Origin of the sequence: Neobacillus piezotolerans (assembly GCF_003362805.1) — a bacterium.
Classification (GTDB): domain Bacteria; phylum Bacillota; class Bacilli; order Bacillales; family Cytobacillaceae; genus Bacillus_D; species Bacillus_D piezotolerans.
Genome location: NZ_QNQT01000016.1, coordinates 1 through 20,345 on the forward strand (window position 1 = coordinate 1; position 20,345 = coordinate 20,345).

The 20,345-nt window shown below is 47.2% G+C and carries 23 protein-coding genes and 2 other annotated features; all 23 genes read left to right on the top strand.

Annotated elements, in window-relative coordinates; translation table 11 throughout:
- Positions 1-485 precede the first annotated feature (485 nt).
- The 23 genes from DRW41_RS20670 to DRW41_RS20780 all read left to right on the top strand — a co-directional run bounded on the left by DRW41_RS20670 (position 486) and on the right by DRW41_RS20780 (position 20,149).
- Positions 486-947 (top strand): CtsR family transcriptional regulator, encoded by a 462-nt coding sequence (locus DRW41_RS20670; protein WP_115453935.1) that lies wholly within the window; start codon positions 486-488, stop codon positions 945-947.
- Between the two features lie 47 nt (positions 948-994).
- The gene (gene mcsA / locus DRW41_RS20675; RefSeq protein ID WP_115453936.1) at positions 995-1,543 is read left to right on the top strand and encodes a protein-arginine kinase activator protein McsA; all 549 of its coding nucleotides are present in this window, start codon (positions 995-997) and stop codon (positions 1,541-1,543) included.
- Position 1,544: 1 nt separating this feature from the next.
- Positions 1,545-2,618: a protein-arginine kinase McsB gene (gene mcsB / locus DRW41_RS20680; protein ID WP_115453937.1), complete on the top strand. Its 1,074-nt coding sequence runs from the start codon at positions 1,545-1,547 to the stop codon at positions 2,616-2,618.
- 13 nt (positions 2,619-2,631) lie between these two features.
- Positions 2,632-5,070, top strand: a complete 2,439-nt coding sequence (gene clpC, locus DRW41_RS20685) for an ATP-dependent protease ATP-binding subunit ClpC (protein ID WP_115453938.1) — start codon at positions 2,632-2,634, stop codon at positions 5,068-5,070.
- Between the two features lie 128 nt (positions 5,071-5,198).
- Entirely contained in the window at positions 5,199-6,578 is a 1,380-nt protein-coding gene (radA, locus tag DRW41_RS20690) for a DNA repair protein RadA (protein ID WP_115453939.1), read from the top strand.
- Positions 6,579-6,715: 137 nt separating this feature from the next.
- Complete coding sequence (locus DRW41_RS20695; RefSeq protein ID WP_115453940.1) at positions 6,716-7,798, top strand: PIN/TRAM domain-containing protein; 1,083 nt, start codon at positions 6,716-6,718, stop codon at positions 7,796-7,798.
- A gap of 51 nt (positions 7,799-7,849) precedes the next feature.
- Positions 7,850-8,542, top strand: a complete 693-nt coding sequence (gene ispD, locus DRW41_RS20700; RefSeq protein ID WP_115453941.1) for a 2-C-methyl-D-erythritol 4-phosphate cytidylyltransferase — start codon at positions 7,850-7,852, stop codon at positions 8,540-8,542.
- A gap of 46 nt (positions 8,543-8,588) precedes the next feature.
- Positions 8,589-9,071 (top strand): 2-C-methyl-D-erythritol 2,4-cyclodiphosphate synthase, encoded by a 483-nt coding sequence (gene ispF / locus DRW41_RS20705; protein WP_115453942.1) that lies wholly within the window; start codon positions 8,589-8,591, stop codon positions 9,069-9,071.
- Positions 9,072-9,155: 84 nt separating this feature from the next.
- On the top strand, positions 9,156-10,613 hold the full coding sequence (gene gltX / locus DRW41_RS20710) for a glutamate--tRNA ligase (protein ID WP_115453943.1): 1,458 nt from the start codon (positions 9,156-9,158) through the stop codon (positions 10,611-10,613).
- Between the two features lie 42 nt (positions 10,614-10,655).
- Positions 10,656-10,885: a binding site (T-box leader), on the top strand.
- 69 nt (positions 10,886-10,954) lie between these two features.
- The gene (cysE, locus tag DRW41_RS20715) at positions 10,955-11,602 is read left to right on the top strand and encodes a serine O-acetyltransferase (protein ID WP_115453944.1); all 648 of its coding nucleotides are present in this window, start codon (positions 10,955-10,957) and stop codon (positions 11,600-11,602) included.
- A gap of 1 nt (position 11,603) precedes the next feature.
- Positions 11,604-13,001 (top strand): cysteine--tRNA ligase, encoded by a 1,398-nt coding sequence (gene cysS, locus DRW41_RS20720; RefSeq protein ID WP_115453945.1) that lies wholly within the window; start codon positions 11,604-11,606, stop codon positions 12,999-13,001.
- A 3-nt stretch (positions 13,002-13,004) separates the two neighbouring features.
- Positions 13,005-13,433 (top strand): Mini-ribonuclease 3, encoded by a 429-nt coding sequence (locus tag DRW41_RS20725; protein ID WP_115453946.1) that lies wholly within the window; start codon positions 13,005-13,007, stop codon positions 13,431-13,433.
- Positions 13,426-14,169 carry a 23S rRNA (guanosine(2251)-2'-O)-methyltransferase RlmB gene (rlmB, locus tag DRW41_RS20730; protein ID WP_115453947.1) on the top strand — a complete coding sequence of 248 codons (744 nt, stop codon included), beginning with the start codon at positions 13,426-13,428 and terminating at the stop codon, positions 14,167-14,169. The genes DRW41_RS20725 and rlmB overlap by 8 nt, the downstream gene beginning before the upstream one ends.
- 2 nt (positions 14,170-14,171) lie before the next feature.
- A complete protein-coding gene (locus tag DRW41_RS20735) occupies positions 14,172-14,681 on the top strand; it encodes an NYN domain-containing protein (protein ID WP_115453948.1) in 510 nt (169 codons plus the stop codon).
- Between the two features lie 115 nt (positions 14,682-14,796).
- Entirely contained in the window at positions 14,797-15,402 is a 606-nt protein-coding gene (gene sigH / locus DRW41_RS20740; RefSeq protein ID WP_439330893.1) for an RNA polymerase sporulation sigma factor SigH, read from the top strand.
- A 107-nt stretch (positions 15,403-15,509) separates the two neighbouring features.
- Entirely contained in the window at positions 15,510-15,659 is a 150-nt protein-coding gene (rpmG, locus tag DRW41_RS20745; protein ID WP_115453950.1) for a 50S ribosomal protein L33, read from the top strand.
- Between the two features lie 42 nt (positions 15,660-15,701).
- Positions 15,702-15,884, top strand: coding sequence for a preprotein translocase subunit SecE (gene secE, locus DRW41_RS20750; protein ID WP_115453951.1), 183 nt, complete (start codon positions 15,702-15,704; stop codon positions 15,882-15,884).
- A gap of 392 nt (positions 15,885-16,276) precedes the next feature.
- A complete protein-coding gene (gene nusG, locus DRW41_RS20755; protein WP_115453952.1) occupies positions 16,277-16,810 on the top strand; it encodes a transcription termination/antitermination protein NusG in 534 nt (177 codons plus the stop codon).
- Between the two features lie 221 nt (positions 16,811-17,031).
- Positions 17,032-17,457, top strand: a complete 426-nt coding sequence (gene rplK / locus DRW41_RS20760) for a 50S ribosomal protein L11 (protein WP_048822996.1) — start codon at positions 17,032-17,034, stop codon at positions 17,455-17,457.
- A gap of 182 nt (positions 17,458-17,639) precedes the next feature.
- Entirely contained in the window at positions 17,640-18,338 is a 699-nt protein-coding gene (rplA, locus tag DRW41_RS20765) for a 50S ribosomal protein L1 (protein ID WP_115454002.1), read from the top strand.
- A 46-nt stretch (positions 18,339-18,384) separates the two neighbouring features.
- Positions 18,385-18,530, top strand: a sequence feature (ribosomal protein L10 leader region).
- 32 nt (positions 18,531-18,562) lie between these two features.
- Complete coding sequence (gene rplJ, locus DRW41_RS20770) at positions 18,563-19,063, top strand: 50S ribosomal protein L10 (protein ID WP_115453953.1); 501 nt, start codon at positions 18,563-18,565, stop codon at positions 19,061-19,063.
- Between the two features lie 56 nt (positions 19,064-19,119).
- Positions 19,120-19,482 carry a 50S ribosomal protein L7/L12 gene (rplL, locus tag DRW41_RS20775; protein WP_053364760.1) on the top strand — a complete coding sequence of 121 codons (363 nt, stop codon included), beginning with the start codon at positions 19,120-19,122 and terminating at the stop codon, positions 19,480-19,482.
- A 64-nt stretch (positions 19,483-19,546) separates the two neighbouring features.
- Positions 19,547-20,149, top strand: coding sequence for a class I SAM-dependent methyltransferase (locus DRW41_RS20780; protein ID WP_115453954.1), 603 nt, complete (start codon positions 19,547-19,549; stop codon positions 20,147-20,149).
- Positions 20,150-20,345: the final 196 nt, after the last annotated feature.

Genomic DNA, 20,345 nt, shown 5'->3' on the forward strand with positions numbered 1-20,345 from the left:
AGTTGGGGCCTTGCCCCTGTGAGAGTAGGACGCTGCCGGGCAAAAATGGAAGGCAACCTGAAATGGGTTGCCTTTTTTGGTGTGCAAAGACCAATAATTTCATAAGCGACAAAGAATAGGCTAAAACCTAAAACGGTATCGCTCAAATCTTTGTTTGCCTATCGAAAACTCGAATGGAGTGCCAACATCCAACACAACCAATCCTCCGCTTCCCTCGCTAAATGATCCTTTCCATCCAAGCATAAAAAACCCGCACTCAATACCTTTCGCATGAAATATATTGAAAAATATAAAAACTCTACTCAGCGCTGTTTAGTTTTCCGAAACTGGGGTAGAAGAAAAAACCCCCTTTGCAAAAGCCTCCCAAAAGGTTTTGCGCTAGCAGTAATTGGAGAAAATAACAGTGACCAAAAAAATTGCAACTACATAACCGCATCATGTATAATTAATGTCAAATATAGTCAAAGTCAGTAGGGGGTGGCAAGTTGAGAAATATCTCTGACATCATCGAAAATTACTTGAAACAGGTCTTGGAGCTAAGCGATGAGGACCTTGTTGAAATAAGGAGAAGTGAGATAGCTGATAAATTTCAATGCGTCCCTTCCCAAATTAATTATGTAATCAACACAAGGTTTACTATCGAGCGAGGATATTTGGTGGAAAGCAAGCGTGGAGGCGGCGGCTATATACGAATTATGAAGGTCCAGTCAAATGACCACGCCCACTTACTCGACCATGTGCTTTCACTTATACAGGACCAAGTCAGCCAAAGCAAAGCGGAGGGTATCATCGTCCGGTTAATAGAGGAAAAAGTTATCTCCGAACGAGAAGCAAAAATTATGCTGAGCGTCATTGACAGGTCAATCTTGTTTATTGACCTTCCCTACAGGGATGAATTAAGGGCGCGGATGCTAAAAGCGATGCTGACAACACTGAAATATAAATAGAAAAAAGGGCGTATTCGCGCCGCATACACGTTTAAGAAGGTGAGAAGATGATTTGCGAAGAATGCAACCAAAGGCCGGCAACGATGCACTTTACAAAAATCCTGAACGGCCAGAAAACTGAATTCCATCTTTGCGAGCATTGTGCACGGGAAAAGGGCGATTTGTTTATGATGAATGGAGGGGCTGGATTTTCAATTAACAATCTGCTCGCAGGCCTCCTGAATTTCGATAAAGGCTACCAGCAACCAGGCCACGAGGCATTTAATAGGGAAGAAGTCATTCAATGTCCTAATTGTGGAATGACTTTTCCCCAGTTTGTCAAAGTTGGCAGGTTTGGATGCGCTCAGTGCTATAAGACGTTTTCGGCCCAGCTGCAGCCAATATTAAAGAGGCTCCATGGGGGAAATTGGACCCATAATGGGAAAATACCAGAGCGGGTCGGAGGGACGCTTCATCTTCGAAAAAAACTTGAAGAGTCCAAGCGGAAGCTAAAGGAACTCATATCCCTGGAGGAGTTTGAAAAGGCAGCTGAAATCCGGGACGAAATCAGGGCGCTTGAAAACCTGATGGAAGGCACGGCCGGAGGGGGGAACTAACATGTCTTTTGAGAACTTTTTAAATCACGCAGTAAGCTCCTGGATGAATGAGGAAGGCCCTGAAGCGGATATTGTTCTCAGTTCAAGGATTAGGCTTGCGCGCAATCTAGAAGAATACAAATTTCCAGCACTTATTACAAATGAAGAAGGGCAGGCCATTATTTCGAAACTCAAGGAAATGGTGGAGGGGCCGGGGCTTACAGCTTTCGGCAAACTTGAACTTCTTTCAATGCACGAGCTTCAGCCCCTGCAAAAAAGGGTTCTAGTCGAAAAGCATTTAATTAGTCCACACCTCGCTGAGGATTCTCCTTTCGGCGCATGCCTGCTTTCCGAGAATGAAGAGATAAGCGTAATGGTTAATGAGGAGGACCATATCAGGATACAATGCCTCTTCCCCGGCCTCCAGCTAACAAAAGCGCTCGAAGCGGCAAATGTTATTGATGATTGGCTGGAAGGGAATATAAAATATGCTTTCAATGAGGATCTTGGGTATTTGACCAGCTGCCCCACAAACGTGGGAACCGGCTTGAGGGCATCAGTAATGATGCATCTTCCCGGGCTTATCTTGACGCAGCAAATAAATGCGATTATTCCCGCTATAAATCAGCTCGGCCTTGTGGTAAGGGGGATTTATGGGGAAGGAAGCGAAGCGCTCGGCAATATTTTTCAAATATCCAACCAAATTACCCTTGGAAAATCGGAAGAAGATATTGTTGACGACTTGATTAGCGTGGTCGGGCAGCTGATCGCTCAAGAAAGATCGGCACGCGAGGCCTTGGAAAAGACATCCCGCATACAATTGGAAGACCGGGTATTTAGGTCATTCGGGATCCTTTCGAACAGTAGAATTATTGAAACAAAAGAGGCTGCCCGGTGTTTATCGGATGTTAGGCTGGGAATTGATATGGGGTATATAAAAAATATATCCAGGACGATATTGAATGAGCTCATGATTTTGACGCAGCCGGGATTCCTCCAGCAATATGCGGGCGGTCCATTGAGGCCGGAAGAAAGGGACATACGGCGTGCCGGCCTGATCAGGGAACGGTTAAAGCTGGAAATCGATAATAGATGAGGAGGAAACGACGATGATGTTTGGGCGTTTTACAGAAAGGGCTCAGAAAGTGCTTGCGCTGGCCCAGGAAGAGGCAATCCGCCTCGGCCACAATAATATTGGAACTGAACATATTTTGCTCGGCCTCGTCCGGGAGGGAGATGGAATTGCTGCAAAGGCCCTTTATGGGCTTGGCCTGGGAGCGGAAAAGATCCAGAATGAGGTTGAAACGCTTATCGGCAGGGGCCAGGAGGTTCCCCAGACAATTCATTACACTCCAAGGGCGAAAAAGGTAATTGAACTCTCCATGGATGAAGCCCGTAAACTCGGCCATTCCTACGTTGGCACAGAGCATATCCTGCTCGGCCTCATCCGTGAAGGCGAAGGTGTTGCGGCAAGGGTATTAAACAATCTTGGAGTGAGCCTTAACAAAGCGCGGCAACAAGTCCTTCAGCTCCTGGGCAGCAATGAATCCGGGGGTCATCCTGGCAGTACTTCTGTCAGTGCCAACACACCGACGCTAGACAGCCTGGCAAGGGATTTGACTGTTATTGCGAGGGAAGGCAGCCTTGACCCTGTCATCGGACGCAGCAAGGAAATTCAGCGTGTAATCGAGGTGCTCAGCCGCAGGACAAAAAACAACCCTGTGTTGATAGGGGAGCCGGGAGTTGGGAAAACCGCGATAGCCGAAGGGCTTGCCCAGCAAATCGTGAATAATGAGGTACCCGAAATCCTCCGCGATAAGCGTGTCATGACTCTTGATATGGGAACGGTCGTTGCGGGAACAAAATACCGCGGTGAATTTGAAGACCGCCTGAAGAAGGTTATGGATGAAATAAGGCAGGCGGGAAATATTATTTTGTTTATCGATGAATTGCATACATTGATTGGCGCGGGTGGCGCGGAAGGCGCGATTGACGCCTCCAATATCCTGAAGCCATCGCTTGCAAGAGGGGAGCTGCAATGTATCGGTGCAACTACACTTGATGAATATCGGAAATACATTGAAAAAGACGCGGCCCTTGAAAGGCGCTTTCAGCCAATCCGGGTTGATGAGCCAACAGCGGATGAGTCCATCCAGATTCTTCAAGGCTTGCGGGACCGATACGAAGCCCATCACAGGGTGACAATTACCGATGAGGCGATTGAAGCAGCGGTCAAACTTTCCGATAGGTATATTTCTGACCGGTTCCTACCGGATAAAGCCATTGACTTAATTGACGAAGCTGGTTCCAAGGTAAGGCTCCGTTCCTATACAACGCCACCTAACTTAAAGGAGCTTGAAGTAAAGCTTGAAGAGGTAAGAAAAGAAAAAGATGCGGCCGTACAGAGCCAGGAGTTTGAAAAAGCGGCTTCTTTGAGGGATACGGAACAGCGGCTACGCGAACAGCTTGAAGAAACAAAGAAAAGCTGGAAAGAGCAGCAAGGCAAGGAAAACAGCGAGGTCACAGTTGAAGATATCGCGCATGTTGTTTCCAGCTGGACAGGAATTCCGGTTTCAAAGCTCGCGGAAACAGAAACCCAAAAGCTTTTGAATCTTGAAGAAATCCTTCATTCCAGGGTAATTGGGCAGGAAGAAGCGGTTAAAGCAGTTTCGAAAGCAGTCCGCCGCGCGCGTGCCGGATTGAAGGATCCAAAACGTCCGATCGGCTCGTTCATTTTTCTTGGCCCAACAGGGGTGGGAAAGACCGAACTTGCACGGGCGCTTGCCGAAGCGATGTTTGGCGATGAAGATGCCATGATCCGGATCGATATGTCGGAATACATGGAGAAGCATTCCACCTCAAGGCTGGTTGGTTCTCCTCCGGGATATGTCGGGTATGAGGAAGGCGGGCAGCTTACAGAAAAGGTTCGCCGTAAACCGTACTCCGTTGTTCTACTGGATGAAATAGAAAAGGCACATCCTGATGTCTTCAATATTCTGCTGCAAGTATTGGAGGATGGGCGCCTGACTGATTCCAAAGGACGGACAGTCGACTTTAGGAATACTGTGCTGATCATGACATCCAACGTCGGTGCGGAAGCTTTGAAAAGAAACAAATATGTAGGCTTTAATATCCAGGATGGTGAACAGGATTACAAGGATATGAAGGGAAAGGTCATGGAAGAGCTGAAAAAAGCATTCCGTCCCGAATTCCTTAACAGGATTGATGAAATTATCGTCTTCCATTCCCTTGAAAGGAAACATCTTCAGGAAATTGTTACCCTCCTTTCCGACCAGCTTGTAAAACGGTTGAAAGAGCAAGACATTACACTGGAGTTAACGGATACCGCCAAGGAGAAAATTTCTCAGGAAGGCTATGATCCTGAATACGGCGCAAGGCCGCTACGCAGGGCTATCCAGAAGCACATTGAAGACCGCCTTTCGGAAGAGTTGCTAAAAGGTACATTATTGACCGGCCAGCATGTTATAATTGATGTAGATAATGGCGAGTTCACTGTGAAAACAGCGGCAAAGGATCCTGTAGGGTAAATCTGCCGCAGTTAGGATAGCATCAATCAAGGAGGTTCACGCTTATTTATCTGGCGGTACCTCCTTGATTTTTTTCCGGATTGGGGTGCCTTGTGTAAAAATAGTAAAAGCGATGGAGAGGGCAAGCGATGGCAAAGCGTAAAACGAAATTTATGTGCACGAATTGCGGATACGAGTCGCCCAAATGGATGGGAAAATGCCCTGGCTGCGGGGAATGGAACAAGATGGTGGAAGAGGTTGAACCCGCTTCGTCGGGAAGGAGGGGCGCTTTCGCCCACTCCGAAGGTTCCGCGGTCTCTTCTAAGGCGATGCCGATTACAGCGGTTGAAACAATTAGTGAGCCAAGGATTTATACCGACATGGCTGAATTGAACAGGGTGCTTGGAGGCGGGGTTGTCAAAGGGTCGCTCGTATTGATTGGCGGAGACCCTGGGATCGGTAAATCGACCCTTCTCCTACAAGTATCATCCCAACTGTCGAATAAAGGGCATAAAGTTCTGTATATATCAGGGGAAGAGTCGCTTCGGCAGACAAAACTGCGGGCGGAGAGGCTGGGAGTTGCTTCGGACAATCTTCTGGTGTACTCTGAAACCAACCTTGAAGAAATCAGCAGAACAATTGAACAAACCGCTCCTGAATTTGTAATCGTCGATTCAATCCAGACCGTTTTTCACCCTGAGGTCACTTCGGCGCCCGGCAGCGTTTCGCAGGTGCGCGAGTGTACAGCGGAGCTGATGAGGATCGGAAAAACCAAGGGGGTAGCCATATTCATTGTCGGCCATGTCACAAAGGAAGGCAATATCGCGGGGCCGCGTTTGCTGGAGCATATGGTGGATACCGTCCTTTATTTCGAAGGCGAACGGCATCATACGTACAGGATTCTCAGGGCTGTTAAAAACCGGTTCGGATCGACAAATGAAATGGGTATTTTTGAAATGAAGGAAGCGGGCCTGGAGGAAGTCGAGAACCCGTCAGAAATTTTCCTTGAGGAGCGTTCGCGTGGCGCTGCAGGGTCCACGGTGGTGGCATCAATGGAAGGGACAAGGCCGGTGCTCGTTGAAATACAGGCGCTTATCTCACCGACAAGCTTTGGGAACCCCAGAAGGATGGCCACGGGGATTGACCATAACAGGGTTCCGCTTTTAATGGCTGTCCTGGAAAAACGAGTGGGCATGCTCCTCCAAAACCAGGATGCCTATTTAAAGGTGGCCGGAGGAGTCAAATTGGATGAACCGGCGATAGACCTTGCTGTTGCGGTCAGCATTGCATCCAGTTTTCGCGATAAACCGACAAGGCCGACCGATTGTATTATAGGCGAAGTTGGGCTGACCGGAGAGGTAAGGCGAGTATCAAGGATTGAGCAGCGGGTCCAGGAAGCGGCCAAGCTTGGTTTTGAGCGGGTCATCCTGCCGGCAAACAACCTGGGGGGCTGGACAGGCCCTAGAGGATTGGAGCTAATAGGAGTATCCACTGTCAGTGAAGCGCTCAGGGCAGCGCTTGGGGAATAGTATGAGATGACTTGTTTTAAGGGCCGGCGCCTCAAGGCGGTCATGCTCGGAAAAAAGCTTTTTCCTGGAAATTTGTCGTGGCAATTGAGGTTTCATTTCCGGGTTTTTGTTTATAATGATTAAAAGGAGGTGAGGGAATGTTAAAACGAATCGTTCAGGCGTGTTTTCTTATTACCGGAGGAACGCTTGGGATCTTTTTAATTCCGCCATTATTGAATATTATAGGGGCTGACGGAATATCATTTTTGAACAATTCCTATATGGCAGCCATCCTAGGTGCACTTATTTTTTATTTTCTTACTTTTTGGGCAGTTGAGTATGTAATAGATTTTGTTAAATGGGTTGAAGATACCCTTGTTAGGGTTCCTGTTACGGATGTTCTTTTTGGCAGCCTGGGACTTACTTTTGGCCTGATTGTCGCATTCCTGGTCGGCTTTGCCCTGAATGCGATTGAAGTCCCGGTGCTCAATACAGTCGCACCGATTCTTCTTACCCTTCTTTTTGGGTATCTCGGTTTCCAGGTCGGCTTCAAAAAACGTGATGAAATGATGAATCTTTTCACGAGCAAGAAGAAAAAGGCCGCGGAAGAGGACCAGGAGAAGGCAGCTGCCCATTCTCTTAAAATATTGGATACTAGTGTCATCATTGACGGGCGCATCGCGGATATTTGCCAGACGGGCTTCCTGGAAGGAACAATTGTCATTCCCCGATTTGTCCTCGAAGAACTCCAGCATATCGCCGATTCATCGGATGTACTGAAGCGCAACAGGGGGCGGCGCGGCCTGGATATCTTAAACCGCATCCAAAAGGAAATTTCCATTAATGTGGAAATAAGCGAAGCCGATTTCGATGATATTCAGGAAGTCGACAGCAAGCTTGTGAAACTCGCAAAGGAAACAGGCGGGATTTTGGTTACAAATGATTTTAACCTGAATAAGGTGAGCGAGTTCCAGAACGTCTCGGTCCTTAATATCAATGACCTTGCCAATGCGGTCAAGCCGGTTGTCCTTCCGGGCGAAGAACTTAGCGTCCAGGTCATAAAGGATGGCAAGGAGCACCACCAGGGTGTCGCATATCTGGATGATGGCACGATGATTGTCGTCGAGGAAGGCCGTGAATATATCGGCAAGAGAATCGATGTCATGGTCACAAGTGTCCTTCAGACATCCGCAGGGCGGATGATTTTCGCAAAGCCAAAGCTTTATGAGAAAGCATTGTAAATCCGTGGCCCATATCGGCATTGGAGTACTATAATAACTGGGGTTTTTCATATGAAGTATACAGTGATCCTTCCGGCGGCGGGCCGGGGGAAACGGATGGGGGCTGGGATCAATAAGCTTTTGCTTGAACTCGACGGCGTTCCCGTCCTTATCCATACGCTTTTGGTATTTGAAAATGATGAAAATTGCAAGGCCATGATCCTGGCGGTTAATCCGGACGAGCGGGATGAGATGGAAGGCCTTCTGAATCGGTATAAAATCAAAAAGCCGGTCAAGTTTGCCCTGGGAGGGGCGGAACGCCAGCAAAGCGTCTTCAACGGCTTAAAGGAGGCGGGCGGCGAGGGCCTTGTCCTTGTCCATGATGCTGCCCGACCGTTCATTACAAAAAGCCTTATCGGCAGGCTGGCGGAAGCGGCGGAACGGGATGGAGCCGCCATTTTGGCGGTACCGGTAAAGGATACAGTAAAAAAGGCAATAGGAAATCATGTCGCGGAAACAATTGAACGTTCCAGCTTGTGGGCGGTCCAAACCCCACAAGCTTTTCGTATTTCGGTGCTGCTTGAAGCGCACGAAAGGGCAGGGCAGGATAGTTTCCTCGGGACGGACGATGCGAGCCTTGTGGAACGGCTGCCGCATCCGGTAGCAATCGTTCAAGGCGATTACAATAATATAAAGCTGACAACGAGGGAAGACCTTGTTTTTGCCGAGGCGATTTTAAGGCAGCGCGACCGCCAGAACATATAAAAGGTATTGTGCAAAACTAGTATTTAACTTTAAAGGAGATACGGATATGTTTCGGATTGGACAGGGATTTGATGTGCATCAGCTGGTGGAAGGCCGCCCGCTCATTATTGGTGGGATAATTATCCCTTATGAAAAAGGGCTTTTGGGCCATTCGGATGCGGATGTTCTTTTGCATACCGTGGCGGATGCCTGCCTGGGGGCAATCGGTGAAGGGGATATCGGAAGGCATTTCCCGGATACGGACGAGGCGTTCAAGGATGCCGATTCCGCGAAATTGCTCGAGCAGGTATGGAAGATGGTTAAAGAACAAGGATATGAACTATGCAATGCCGATTGCACCATTATTGCGCAAAAGCCGAAAATGGCTCCCTATGTAGGGGAGATGAAGAAAAGGATCGCGGATTTGCTGGAAGCAGATCCGAGCCGAATCAATGTAAAAGCCACGACGACCGAGAAACTTGGATTTACTGGACGGGGTGAAGGGATTGCCTCCCAGGTGGCAGTTCTGCTGCAAAAAAGGAACGGTTAAGGGCCCTCTGGTCTTCCTGCATTTGATTCACAGTGGTAAAATGGAGCATGAAGTAAAATCAGCAGCACGTTTAGGAGGATTTTTATGTCAAATACAGTTCGAGTGCGGTATGCGCCAAGCCCGACAGGACATTTACATATTGGAAACGCCCGTACAGCTTTATTCAATTACTTGTTTGCGCGCAGCCAGGGCGGCAAGTTTATTATCCGAATCGAGGATACGGACAAGAAGCGCAATATTGAGGGCGGAGAAGAAAGCCAGCTGAAATATTTAAAGTGGCTGGGGATGGATTGGGATGAAAGCGTCGATAAAGATGGCGGCTTCGGCCCTTACAGGCAGTCCGAGCGGAATGATATTTACCGGGAATATTACACAAAGCTTATTGAGGAAGGCCATGCTTACAAATGCTACTGCACCGAGGAAGAACTTGAAGCCGAGCGCGAGGAACAGTCAGCCCGCGGCGAAACGCCACATTATACAGGCAAGTGCAGGAATCTGACGGATGAAGAGCGGAATCGCCTTGAAGGCGAAGGAAGGCAGCCGAGCATTCGCCTCAAAGTTCCTGCCGGAAAAACGTATACCTTCAATGACATTGTAAAGGGTGAAGTATCCTTTGAATCTGAGGGTATGGGCGATTGGGTCATGATTAAAAAAGACGGTACGCCGACTTACAATTTCGCGGTTGCGATCGATGACCATCTGATGGAAATCACCCACGTCCTTCGCGGTGATGACCATATTTCAAACACGCCGAAGCAGCTCATGGTTTATGAAGCACTTGGCTGGGAAGCTCCGATCTTTGGACATATGACGCTTATTGTCAATGAAAGCCGCAAGAAATTGAGCAAGCGGGATGAATCGATTATTCAATTTATTGAACAATACGAGGAGTTAGGCTATTTGCCGGAAGCGCTGTTCAACTTTATCGGCCTGCTTGGATGGTCGCCGGCAGGAGAAGAAGAAATATTTTCAAAAGAAGAATTCATAGAGATATTTGATCCCGCGAGGCTTTCGAAATCTCCGGCCCTTTTCGATAAGCAAAAGCTTGCCTGGATGAACAACCAGTATATGAAAAAAGCCGATTTGGACAGGCTTGTGGCCATTTCCTTGCCTCATCTTGTCAAGGCGGGGCTGGTCGAACCGGAATTAAACGGGCAGGATAAAGAGTGGGTTGTCAGCCTTATCGCCCTTTTCCAGGAAAAAATGAGCTATGGCGCTGAAATTGTCGAAATGTCGGATATTTTCTTCCGTGATGATATCAATCCGGATCAGGAGGCAAAAGAGGTCCTTGCTGAGGAGCAGGTGCCGGAAGTGATGAAAGCCTTCCTTGATGAAATTGGCAAACTTGACGAATTTAAGGCGGAAGGCATCCAGGCTGCGATGAAAGCCGTGCAGAAATCGACCGGCCATAAAGGAAAGAAGCTTTTCATGCCTATCCGCGCGGCTGTTACGGGCCAGACACATGGACCGGACTTGCCGAAAACAATTGAATTACTGGGCAGGGAAAAAATTCAAAAGAGATTGAACGATTTAATTAGTTAACAATTGGTCTAAAATGGTATATAGTATGAGTAATCCTATAGCTACAAATCAAAGACGGGGAAAAGTAGAAAAACGAAGCTTGAAAGAGAGAACCATCATCGGCTGAAAGTGGTTTAAGCCTCTCGATTTTTTGAAATGCACCCCTGAGTCCCTCCCGAACCGGCGCTGGCCGCAGTAGGCGAAGGGCGGTACCTGCCGTTACCAGGTTTTAAGTTGGGGCCTTGAAAGGATTAGGCCCAAACAGAGTGGAACCGCGCACAAGCGTCTCTGTCTTTATGGCAGGGGCGTTTTTTAATTGTCTTGGAAGAATCATTTCATTTCCTTTGCAGGGAGGGGAAAAAATGTTCAAAACCTTGAAGGAAGACATCGATGTGGTGTTCGAGCAGGATCCGGCCGCAAGGAGCACATTTGAGGTAGTCCTGACTTATTCCGGATTGCATGCCATTTGGGCCCATCGAATCGCCCATGCATTATTTAAACGGAAATTTTTCTTTATGGCTCGTTTAGTTTCGCAAATCAGCCGTTTTTTTACCGGGATCGAAATACATCCGGGCGCCAAGATTGGCCGCCGCTTCTTCATTGACCACGGAATGGGTGTAGTCATTGGTGAAACATGTGAAATCGGGGATAATGTAACTGTATATCAGGGAGTTACTCTTGGCGGGACAGGAAAGGAAAAAGGAAAACGCCATCCAACCATCCGCGACAACGCCTTGATTGCGGCTGGCGCCAAGGTGCTCGGTTCGATTATAATCGGGGAACATGCAAAAGTAGGCGCGGGTTCGGTTGTCCTGAAGGATGTTCCTGCCCATTCAACCGTTGTCGGCATACCAGGTAAAATTGTCATCCAAAACGGGGTGAAAGTCGGCAAAAGGCTGGATCATACGGATTTGCCGGATCCAACCGGCGACCGTTTCAAAGAGCTTGAAAAGGAAATTGCCATGTTGAAAGAAGAATTGGATGCAATCAAATTGAAGGGAGCCAGATGATATGGCCATTCAGCTTTATAATACATTAACACGAAAAAAAGAAGCGTTTGTTCCGCTTGAAGAAGGAAAGGTAAAAATGTATGTATGCGGCCCTACCGTATACAACTATATCCATATAGGAAACTCCCGTCCGGCCATTGTATTCGATACAGTCAGGCGGTACTTGGAATTCCGCGGATATGACGTAAATTATATCTCGAATTTCACAGATGTTGATGACAAGCTTATAAGGGCGGCAAAGGAACTTGGCGAGGACGTTCCTACAATCGCTGACCGATTCATCGACGCCTATTTTGAAGACGTTACGGCACTCGGCTGCAAAAAGGCTGACGTTCACCCGAGGGTGACGGAAAGCATGGATATTATCATTGAGTTCATTTCGGCATTAATCGACAAAGGCTATGCGTACGAAGCTAATGGAGATGTGTATTTCCGGACAAGGAAATTTGATGGCTATGGAAAACTTTCACACCAATCGATCGATGAACTGAAAGTCGGCGCACGGATCGAACGCGGCGAGAAGAAACAGGACGCCCTTGATTTCGTCCTTTGGAAAGCGGCGAAGGAAGGCGAAATTTATTGGGAAAGCCCTTGGGGCCAAGGACGTCCGGGGTGGCATATCGAATGCTCGGCCATGGCGAAGAAATACCTTGGAGATACGATCGATATTCATGCGGGCGGCCAGGATTTGGCGTTCCCACACCATGAAAACGAGATTGCGCAGTCAGAAGCGCTTACCGGAAAGACGTTTGCGCGCTATTGGATGCATAACGGCTATATAAACATAGACAATGAAAAAATGTCGAAATCGCTCGGCAATTTCGTCCTCGTCCATGACATTATTAAAAAACATGATCCACAGGTCCTCCGATTCTTTATGCTGTCGGTCCATTACCGGAATCCGATCAACTACAGTGAGGAGCTGCTAGAAAACACTAAAGCAGCATTGGAAAGGCTGAAGACATCCTACCAAAACCTGAAGCACAGGAGGGAAGCAAGTACAGGGCTTACAGACGATAACGGCCATTGGTTACAGCAAATTGACGGCTTCAGGGAGCAATTCATCAAGGAAATGGATGACGATTTTAATACAGCCAACGCAGTTTCGGTCCTGTTTGACCTCTCGAAATTAGCTAATCAGTACCTAATGGAAAAGACTACGGCTGTCGAGGTTATTGACCGTTTTACAAATGAGTTTGAAGTGCTTTTTGAGGTGCTTGGGCTGAAACTTGGCGATGAAGAACTGCTTGATGAAGAAATTGAAGCGCTGATTGAAAAGAGGAACCAAGCCAGGAAAGACAGGAACTTCAAGTTATCGGATGAAATCAGGGACCAACTGAAAGACATGGACATCATTCTTGAAGATACGCCTCAAGGTACGAGATGGAAAAGAGGCTGACCTATGCTCCATTATGAAACAAATATTGATGAAAAACAGTTGAACAGCCTTGCGCTGGCCTATATGGGGGATGCGGTGCTTGAAGTCTATGTCAGGCGCCATCTCCTTCAAAAAGGTACGGTCAAACCGCACCGCCTCCATGTGGAAGCGACAAAATACGTGTCCGCGAAAGCCCAGTCACAAATACTTTTTAGCTTTATGGATGAAGGTTTGCTTTCCGAAGAAGAAATGGCAGTGGTGAAAAGGGGCCGGAATGCAAAATCAGGTTCGGTACCGAAAAATACGGATGTCGTAACCTATAGGCATAGCACCGCCTTCGAGGCGCTAATTGGTTCCCTTTATTTATCGGGCGCCACAGAACGGCTTGAAGAGCTTGTTGAAAATGCATTTGAGTTTGTAGAGGGCAGGAAAGGTAGGGTTAAGGATGAGTGAGGATACAATCATTGGCAAAAATCCCGTCCTGGAAGCATTAAGGTCGAAGCGGGACATCAACAAAATCCTGATCGCCGAGGGCTCTCAGCGCGGTCAAATGCAGCAAATTACTGAACTGGCCAAGGAAGCGAACGTCATTGTCCAATATGTGCCAAAGAAGAAAATCGACCAGCTGTCCGATGGGAACCATCAGGGGGTGCTGGCATATGTTGCGGCTTATCAATATGCCGAAGTAGACGACCTTTTTGACGCGGCAAAAAAGAAAGGCGAGGAGCCATTTTTTCTGCTTCTTGATGAGATTGAGGATCCCCATAACCTCGGCTCGATTATGAGGACTGCCGATGCAGTGGGCGCCCATGGCATCATCATACCGAAGCGGAGGGCGGTAGGGCTTACTTCGACAGTAGCGAAAGCATCGACCGGGGCGATTGAATATATTCCGGTCGCCCGGGTAACAAATCTCGCGCGGACAATTGATGAATTGAAAGAGCGAGGCGTATGGATCGCGGGAACAGATGCGAAAGGAAGCGTCGATTATCGGAAACAGGATTTCACTATGCCGCTTGGGCTGGTCATTGGAAGCGAAGGAAGGGGTATGGGAAGGCTGATCCGTGAGAAATGCGATTTCCTTGTCCACTTGCCAATGGCCGGGAAAGTAACGTCACTGAATGCTTCTGTGGCGGCGGCGTTGCTCATGTATGAGGTATACCGCAGGCGCCATCCGCTTGAGGGATAGGAATGGATATCCTTTTAGTTGACGGCTACAACATTATCGGCGCCTGGCCGGAACTTAGGGAATTGAAGGCCCGGGACCTGGCGGCTGCCAGGGACAGGCTGATCGAATTGATGGCGGAATACCAGGGATTCTCAGGTTACCGGGTTATTGTTGTCTTTGACGCGCACTATGTGCAAGGGATAGAGAAAAAGTTTAAAAACCATAAGGTTGAGGTCATTTTCACGCGCGAGAATGAATCAGCGGATGAAAGGATTGAGAAGCTGGCGGTCAAATTAGGAAATCGAAAAACGCAGATTCATGTGGCCACCTCGGATTTTACTGAACAATGGGTCATTTTTGGCCAAGGTGCATTAAGGAAGTCAGCGCGTGAGCTTCTTATCGAAATGGCTGGCGTCGAAAAAAAGATAGAAAAAAGTGTAAAGAAAATCCAGGAAAAGAAGCCCGTAACAAGGGTTCAAATTAGCGAAGAGTTGGCAGAAATTTTCGAAAAGTGGCGCAGAGGCGAAAAATGAACATTGACGCTTAAAAAATACCTACTGTATAATATTTCTAACTATGCATGTACATGCGAGGGGGATCTCAGTGAGTGTGGATGTAAGGTCAAGGGCAGGCGATGAGTTTCTGATTATGGAAGATGAAGAGATCGTTTATTTGGTGCACGGCGGCAACAGCGAAGCCCTGGATTACCTGATCCACAAGTATCGCAATTTTGTCAGGGCCAAAGCGAGGTCCTATTTCCTTATTGGCGCGGACAAAGAAGACATAGTCCAGGAAGGCATGATTGGTCTATATAAGGCAATCCGGGATTTTCGTGACGACAAACTCACATCCTTCAAGGCATTTGCGGAGCTTTGCATTACGAGGCAAATTATTACGGCGATCAAAACGGCCACGAGGCAAAAGCATATCCCATTGAATTCCTACGTTTCATTGGACAAGCCGATATTTGACGACGAATCCGACCGGACCCTAATGGACGTCCTCAGCGGCACGAAGGCGATGGACCCGGAGCAGCTTATCATTAACCAGGAAGAATTCGACCATATCGAAATAAAAATGAGCGAGCTTCTTAGCGACCTGGAGAGGAAAGTTCTAGCCCTTTACCTCGACGGCCAGTCGTACCAGGAAATTTCCGAAGAGCTGAACCGGCATGTAAAATCGATTGATAACGCACTCCAACGGGTTAAGAGGAAGCTGGAGCGCTATCTTGAAATCCGGGAATATTCCCATTAGGCCCCGTCAAGTTTGTCTTTTGTTGAAGGCCCTTTACAGTGCTTATTGACAGTTACTGGTGGGCATGATACAGTTTTAAGGACAAAAAACTGGCAGCAGGTGACGAAATGACAAAAAAAGCAGTCCTTGCCTGTTCCGTTTGCGGTTCGCGAAATTATTCGACTGCGGCAAGCAGCCAGGCCAGGGAAGAACGTCTTGAACTAAAAAAGTACTGTAAAACCTGCAATGCTTCCACGGTCCACAAAGAAACCAGGTAGGATGGCAGGATTCGCATACAGGATAGATGGAGGTCACAAACAATGCAGCGCATAACGAATTTTTTTCGCGATATCTCTCGTGAAATGAGGAAAGTCAGCTGGCCGAAGAGGGACGAGCTTACACGTTATACGATTACGGTTATCACAACAGTAGCAATCTTTGCCGTATTCTTTGCGGTTGTCGATCTTGGCATTTCAAAGCTGATTCGATTAATTCTTGAATAAACCCACCCTGTTCATGGTATAATGGGAAATAATGCAGGAAATTTCTACAAAGCCCGGTTTAACGGGTTTTTTCATTTGGTGTTAGAAAAGCGGAAGCAGCCGTTTAGCGCCGTATGGACTGGAGGGAAGCAACTTCTATGAGTTACTTCCTTGCAGCTTTGCGACGAGCTGAAGACAACTTCCCCGAATTTGCTGTGGCGCAGGAGCACCTTGCCCACAGTAAAGGAAACACGGTGAGCGAAAGCGAATCGATGTTGACTTATCGTAGCGAGGGGACCGAAGTACACTAGGCGCTGGCTGCTGTAGCTGGACAAAAAAATGCGAAAGCAGCCGTTTAGCGATGTATGGCGAAAAAGAAAATGCAGGGAGGGACGGACATTTAGTCCTTTGAAATGGAAAAGAACTGGTATGTGGTCCATACTTATTCCGGTTACGAAAATAAAGTAAAGACGAACCTCGAAAAACGCGTCGAATCGATGGGTATGCAGGATAAAATTTTTCGTGTGGTCGTTCCGGAAGAAGAAGAAACGGATTTCAAAAATGGCAAAAAGAAAACGGTCAAGCGGAAGGTGTTCCCTGGTTATGTGCTAGTTGAGATCGTCATGACAGATGACTCCTGGTATGTTGTCCGGAATACGCCAGGGGTAACTGGCTTCGTCGGTTCGGCGGGATCAGGCTCAAAACCAACCCCGCTGCTTCCCGAAGAAGTTGCGGTCATCTTGAAGAGGATGGGCGTGGAAGAAAAGCGTGTCGATGTCAATTTTGAAATCGGCGAAACTGTCAGGGTCAAGGAAGGTCCGTTCACGGACATGACCGGAACCATTGAAGAAATGGATAAAACGAAATCAAAACTGCGGGTGCTCGTCGATATGTTCGGCCGCGATACGCCGGTTGAACTCGATTTTTCACAGATCGATAAATTATAATTGGTTGCAGCCGCGCGAGAAAAACAAAAGAAAAATTAACTGAAAGTGTAAAATAGCTTGAAATCAACCGTGAAAAGTGGTAACATTTCAAAGGTCAGTATGTCTTGGACAGGAAAAACCGGACATTTGTCAAGTTCTTTATGCGAATAAAGGCTTTTATAATGAGTGGGAGGGGGATACCCCTATTACCACATCACGGACTTTTTAAGGAGGTGTGTCTCGTGGCTAAAAAAGTAATTAAGGTAGTTAAATTGCAAATCCCTGCTGGTAAAGCTAACCCGGCGCCACCGGTTGGTCCTGCATTGGGTCAAGCTGGTGTAAACATCATGGGATTCTGTAAGGAATTTAACGCACGTACAGCGGACCAGGCGGGTCTGATCATTCCTGTTGAAATTACGGTTTTTGAAGACCGTTCCTTTACATTTATTACGAAAACTCCTCCAGCTGCAGTTCTTTTGAAAGTAGCAGCCGGAATCCAGTCTGGTTCAGGCCAGCCTAACCGTAATAAAGTAGCAACAGTTAAGCGCGACAAGGTGCGCGAGATTGCTGAACAGAAAATGCCTGACCTGAATGCGGCCAGCGTTGAAGCAGCAATGCGCATGGTCGAAGGTACAGCGCGCAGCATGGGCATCACGATCGAAGACTAATCCATGCTGACTGTTAAGGTAAGATGGGGTTGCGTAGCTGATTTATCACACGCAACCTTTGTTCTGTAAGGCGGAAGTTGAGCGGGATGAAATCCGGCTCCGACGCCGGGAACAAGGCGCTTATGCCTTTTCACGTGGGAGGTCCATTCCGTTATAACCACAAATCAAGGAGGAAATTTAACATGGCTAAGAAAAGCAGAAAGTATCAAGAAGCCGCTAAGCTTGTCGATCGTACGAAAGCTTATCCGGTAAATGAAGCGATTGAGCTTGCAAAGAAAACAAACTACGCAAAATTCGATGCGACTGTCGAAGTGGCTTTCCGTCTTGGAGTAGATCCGAAGAAAGCTGACCAGCAAATCCGCGGAGCGGTAGTCCTTCCTAACGGAACTGGTAAAACCCAGCGCGTCCTCGTTTTCGCAAAAGGCGAAAAAGCGAAGGAAGCAGAAGCTGCTGGCGCAGATTATGTTGGCGATGCTGAATATATCAACAAAATCCAACAGGGCTGGTTCGAATTCGATGTAATCGTTGCGACACCTGACATGATGGGTGAAGTTGGTAAGCTTGGTCGGACGCTTGGACCAAAAGGCTTAATGCCAAACCCTAAAACCGGCACGGTTACATTCGATGTAACTAAAGCGGTTAACGAAATCAAGGCTGGTAAAGTAGAATACCGCGTTGACAGGGCTGGTATCATCCACGTTCCTATCGGCAAAGTATCTTTCGAAGATGTAAAGCTTGTTGAAAACTTCAAGACCATTTTCGACACAATGGTGAAAGTTAAGCCGGCTGCCGCTAAAGGAACTTACATGAAGAGTGTAACAGTATCTTCTACAATGGGACCTGGCGTGAAAGTTGACCCGGCTTCCGTAACAGCGAAATAATTATTGACAAATGATTTCAAGTTTGTTAACATTACTTCTGTTGTTTTAAATGAATACATTTGTACCGAAGACAGCAGGTGCTGATCCCAGCTTAAACAGCCTGCCGAGGGAATGCGATAGAATTAGCCCATAAAACGGCTTGTTGTATTATGCCTCCATGTCCTTCGGATATGGAGGCTTTTATTTGCCCGGTATAAATGCAGAAATCTATAGGAGGTGTAATTATGAGCAGCGCTATCGAACAAAAGAAATTGATCGTCGATGAAATCGCCGGTAAATTGAAAAACAGCGTAACATCCGTAGTTGTAGACTACCGCGGCCTGAACGTTGCGGAAGTAACTGAACTTCGTAAACAGCTTCGTGAAGCTGGTGTCGAATTCAAAGTTTACAAAAACTCGATGACCCGCCGTGCGGCAGAAGCTTCCGACCTTGCCGGCCTTAACGAATCGTTGACTGGTCCTAACGCTATTGCGTTCAGTGCGGAAGATGTAGTTGCTCCAGCGAAAATCATCAATGATTTCGCGAAGAAGAACGACGCTTTGGAAATCAAAGCAGGTATCATTGAAGGAACCGTTGCTACTGCTGACGAAATCAAGGCACTTGCGGAACTTCCATCCCGCGAAGGATTGCTTTCCATGCTACTCAGCGTGCTTCAAGCTCCTATCCGCAACCTTGCTCTTGCTACAAAAGCTGTTGCAGAGCAAAAAGAAGAACAAGGCGCGTAAGCTGACCGTTTTCGCTTTACAATAAAACCCAAACAAATTTGAGGAGGAAATTTACAATGACTAAAGAACAAATCATTGAAGCAGTCAAATCCATGACTGTTCTAGAACTTAACGACCTAGTAAAAGCTATCGAAGAAGAATTCGGCGTAACTGCAGCTGCTCCTGTAGCTATGGTTGGCGGCGGCGCTGGCCCAGTTGCTGAAGAGCAAACTGAATTTGATGTAATCCTTGCATCTGCAGGCGACCAAAAAATCAAGGTTATCAAGGTTGTTCGTGAAATCACTGGACTTGGCCTTAAAGAAGCAAAAGACCTTGTTGACAACACTCCGAAGCCAATCAAAGAAGGCGTTTCTAAAGAAGATGCTGAAGCTATCAAAGCTAAGCTTGATGAAGTTGGAGCTAACGTCGAAGTTAAGTAATCAACCTATAAGAAAGCTCGCTGCATAAGCGGGCTTTTTTCTGCTTTCCTTGGAGGTGGAAATAATGGCGGATCATTATTACTCACGGAAACCGCATACCGAAAGCGCGCCAAAGCACTGGGATTATACGCTTAGGAATGTCCGTTTCCGATTTAAATCCGATAGCGGGGTTTTTTCGAAAAATGAAGTTGATTTCGGGTCAAGGCTGCTTATCGAAACATTCGCATTGCCGGAAACGGCCGGGCCGATTCTTGATGTTGGCTGTGGCTATGGGCCGATCGGGCTTGCGATAGCCAGGCAATACCCTGACCGCACCATACATATGGTCGATGTAAATGAGAGGGCGCTGGAGCTGGCGAAAGAAAATGCGAAAGCGAATGGAGTGGAGAATGTCATTGTTTATGAAAGTGACAGGCTGACCGGGGTGGAAGAGACCGGTTTTTCCGCAATCCTAACGAATCCTCCTATACGCGCGGGCAAAAAAACCGTCCATGATATTTTCGTGCAAGCGAAGGAGAAGCTGGCTGCTCTAGGTGAGCTTTGGGTGGTTATTCAAAAAAAGCAGGGAGCACCATCCGCCCTGGATAAGCTGAATGAGCTATTTGGGGAAGTTGAGGTAGTCGATAAGGAAAAGGGATACTTCATTATTAAGGCAAAAAATATTTGACTCGAAAATGCCGCTATGTTAATATTATAAAATGCCATTATCATATTTCTGGTACTATTCCCGATTGTCAAGCTTTTTTTGCAAAAAGGATAAAACTTTCTGTGAATAAAGAAACGGAACCCTTTTTGTATAAAATTGGTATAGGAAGGAAAAGATGACAAAATAATAGGTGATAATGTGAAAAATGCGGTTTTTG

Bases quoted from the DNA above. Each gene is read 5' to 3' on its own strand.
- DRW41_RS20695 (WP_115453940.1), top strand. From the start codon at position 6,716: ATGTTAAAACGAATCGTTCAGGCGTGTTTTCTTATTACCGGAGGAACG.
- rplJ (WP_115453953.1), top strand. From the start codon at position 18,563: ATGAGCAGCGCTATCGAACAAAAGAAATTGATCGTCGATGAAATCGCC.
- ispD (WP_115453941.1), top strand. From the start codon at position 7,850: ATGAAGTATACAGTGATCCTTCCGGCGGCGGGCCGGGGGAAACGGATG.
- DRW41_RS20735 (WP_115453948.1), top strand. From the start codon at position 14,172: ATGGATATCCTTTTAGTTGACGGCTACAACATTATCGGCGCCTGGCCG.
- secE (WP_115453951.1), top strand. From the start codon at position 15,702: ATGCAGCGCATAACGAATTTTTTTCGCGATATCTCTCGTGAAATGAGG.
- rpmG (WP_115453950.1), top strand. From the start codon at position 15,510: ATGACAAAAAAAGCAGTCCTTGCCTGTTCCGTTTGCGGTTCGCGAAAT.
- mcsB (WP_115453937.1), top strand. From the start codon at position 1,545: ATGTCTTTTGAGAACTTTTTAAATCACGCAGTAAGCTCCTGGATGAAT.
- rplA (WP_115454002.1), top strand. From the start codon at position 17,640: ATGGCTAAGAAAAGCAGAAAGTATCAAGAAGCCGCTAAGCTTGTCGAT.
- mcsA (WP_115453936.1), top strand. From the start codon at position 995: ATGATTTGCGAAGAATGCAACCAAAGGCCGGCAACGATGCACTTTACA.
- nusG (WP_115453952.1), top strand. From the start codon at position 16,277: ATGGAAAAGAACTGGTATGTGGTCCATACTTATTCCGGTTACGAAAAT.
- ispF (WP_115453942.1), top strand. From the start codon at position 8,589: ATGTTTCGGATTGGACAGGGATTTGATGTGCATCAGCTGGTGGAAGGC.
- cysS (WP_115453945.1), top strand. From the start codon at position 11,604: ATGGCCATTCAGCTTTATAATACATTAACACGAAAAAAAGAAGCGTTT.
- clpC (WP_115453938.1), top strand. From the start codon at position 2,632: ATGATGTTTGGGCGTTTTACAGAAAGGGCTCAGAAAGTGCTTGCGCTG.
- DRW41_RS20725 (WP_115453946.1), top strand. From the start codon at position 13,005: ATGCTCCATTATGAAACAAATATTGATGAAAAACAGTTGAACAGCCTT.
- sigH (WP_439330893.1), top strand. From the start codon at position 14,797: ATGGAAGATGAAGAGATCGTTTATTTGGTGCACGGCGGCAACAGCGAA.
- DRW41_RS20780 (WP_115453954.1), top strand. From the start codon at position 19,547: ATGGCGGATCATTATTACTCACGGAAACCGCATACCGAAAGCGCGCCA.
- rplL (WP_053364760.1), top strand. From the start codon at position 19,120: ATGACTAAAGAACAAATCATTGAAGCAGTCAAATCCATGACTGTTCTA.
- radA (WP_115453939.1), top strand. From the start codon at position 5,199: ATGGCAAAGCGTAAAACGAAATTTATGTGCACGAATTGCGGATACGAG.
- gltX (WP_115453943.1), top strand. From the start codon at position 9,156: ATGTCAAATACAGTTCGAGTGCGGTATGCGCCAAGCCCGACAGGACAT.
- rlmB (WP_115453947.1), top strand. From the start codon at position 13,426: ATGAGTGAGGATACAATCATTGGCAAAAATCCCGTCCTGGAAGCATTA.
- cysE (WP_115453944.1), top strand. From the start codon at position 10,955: ATGTTCAAAACCTTGAAGGAAGACATCGATGTGGTGTTCGAGCAGGAT.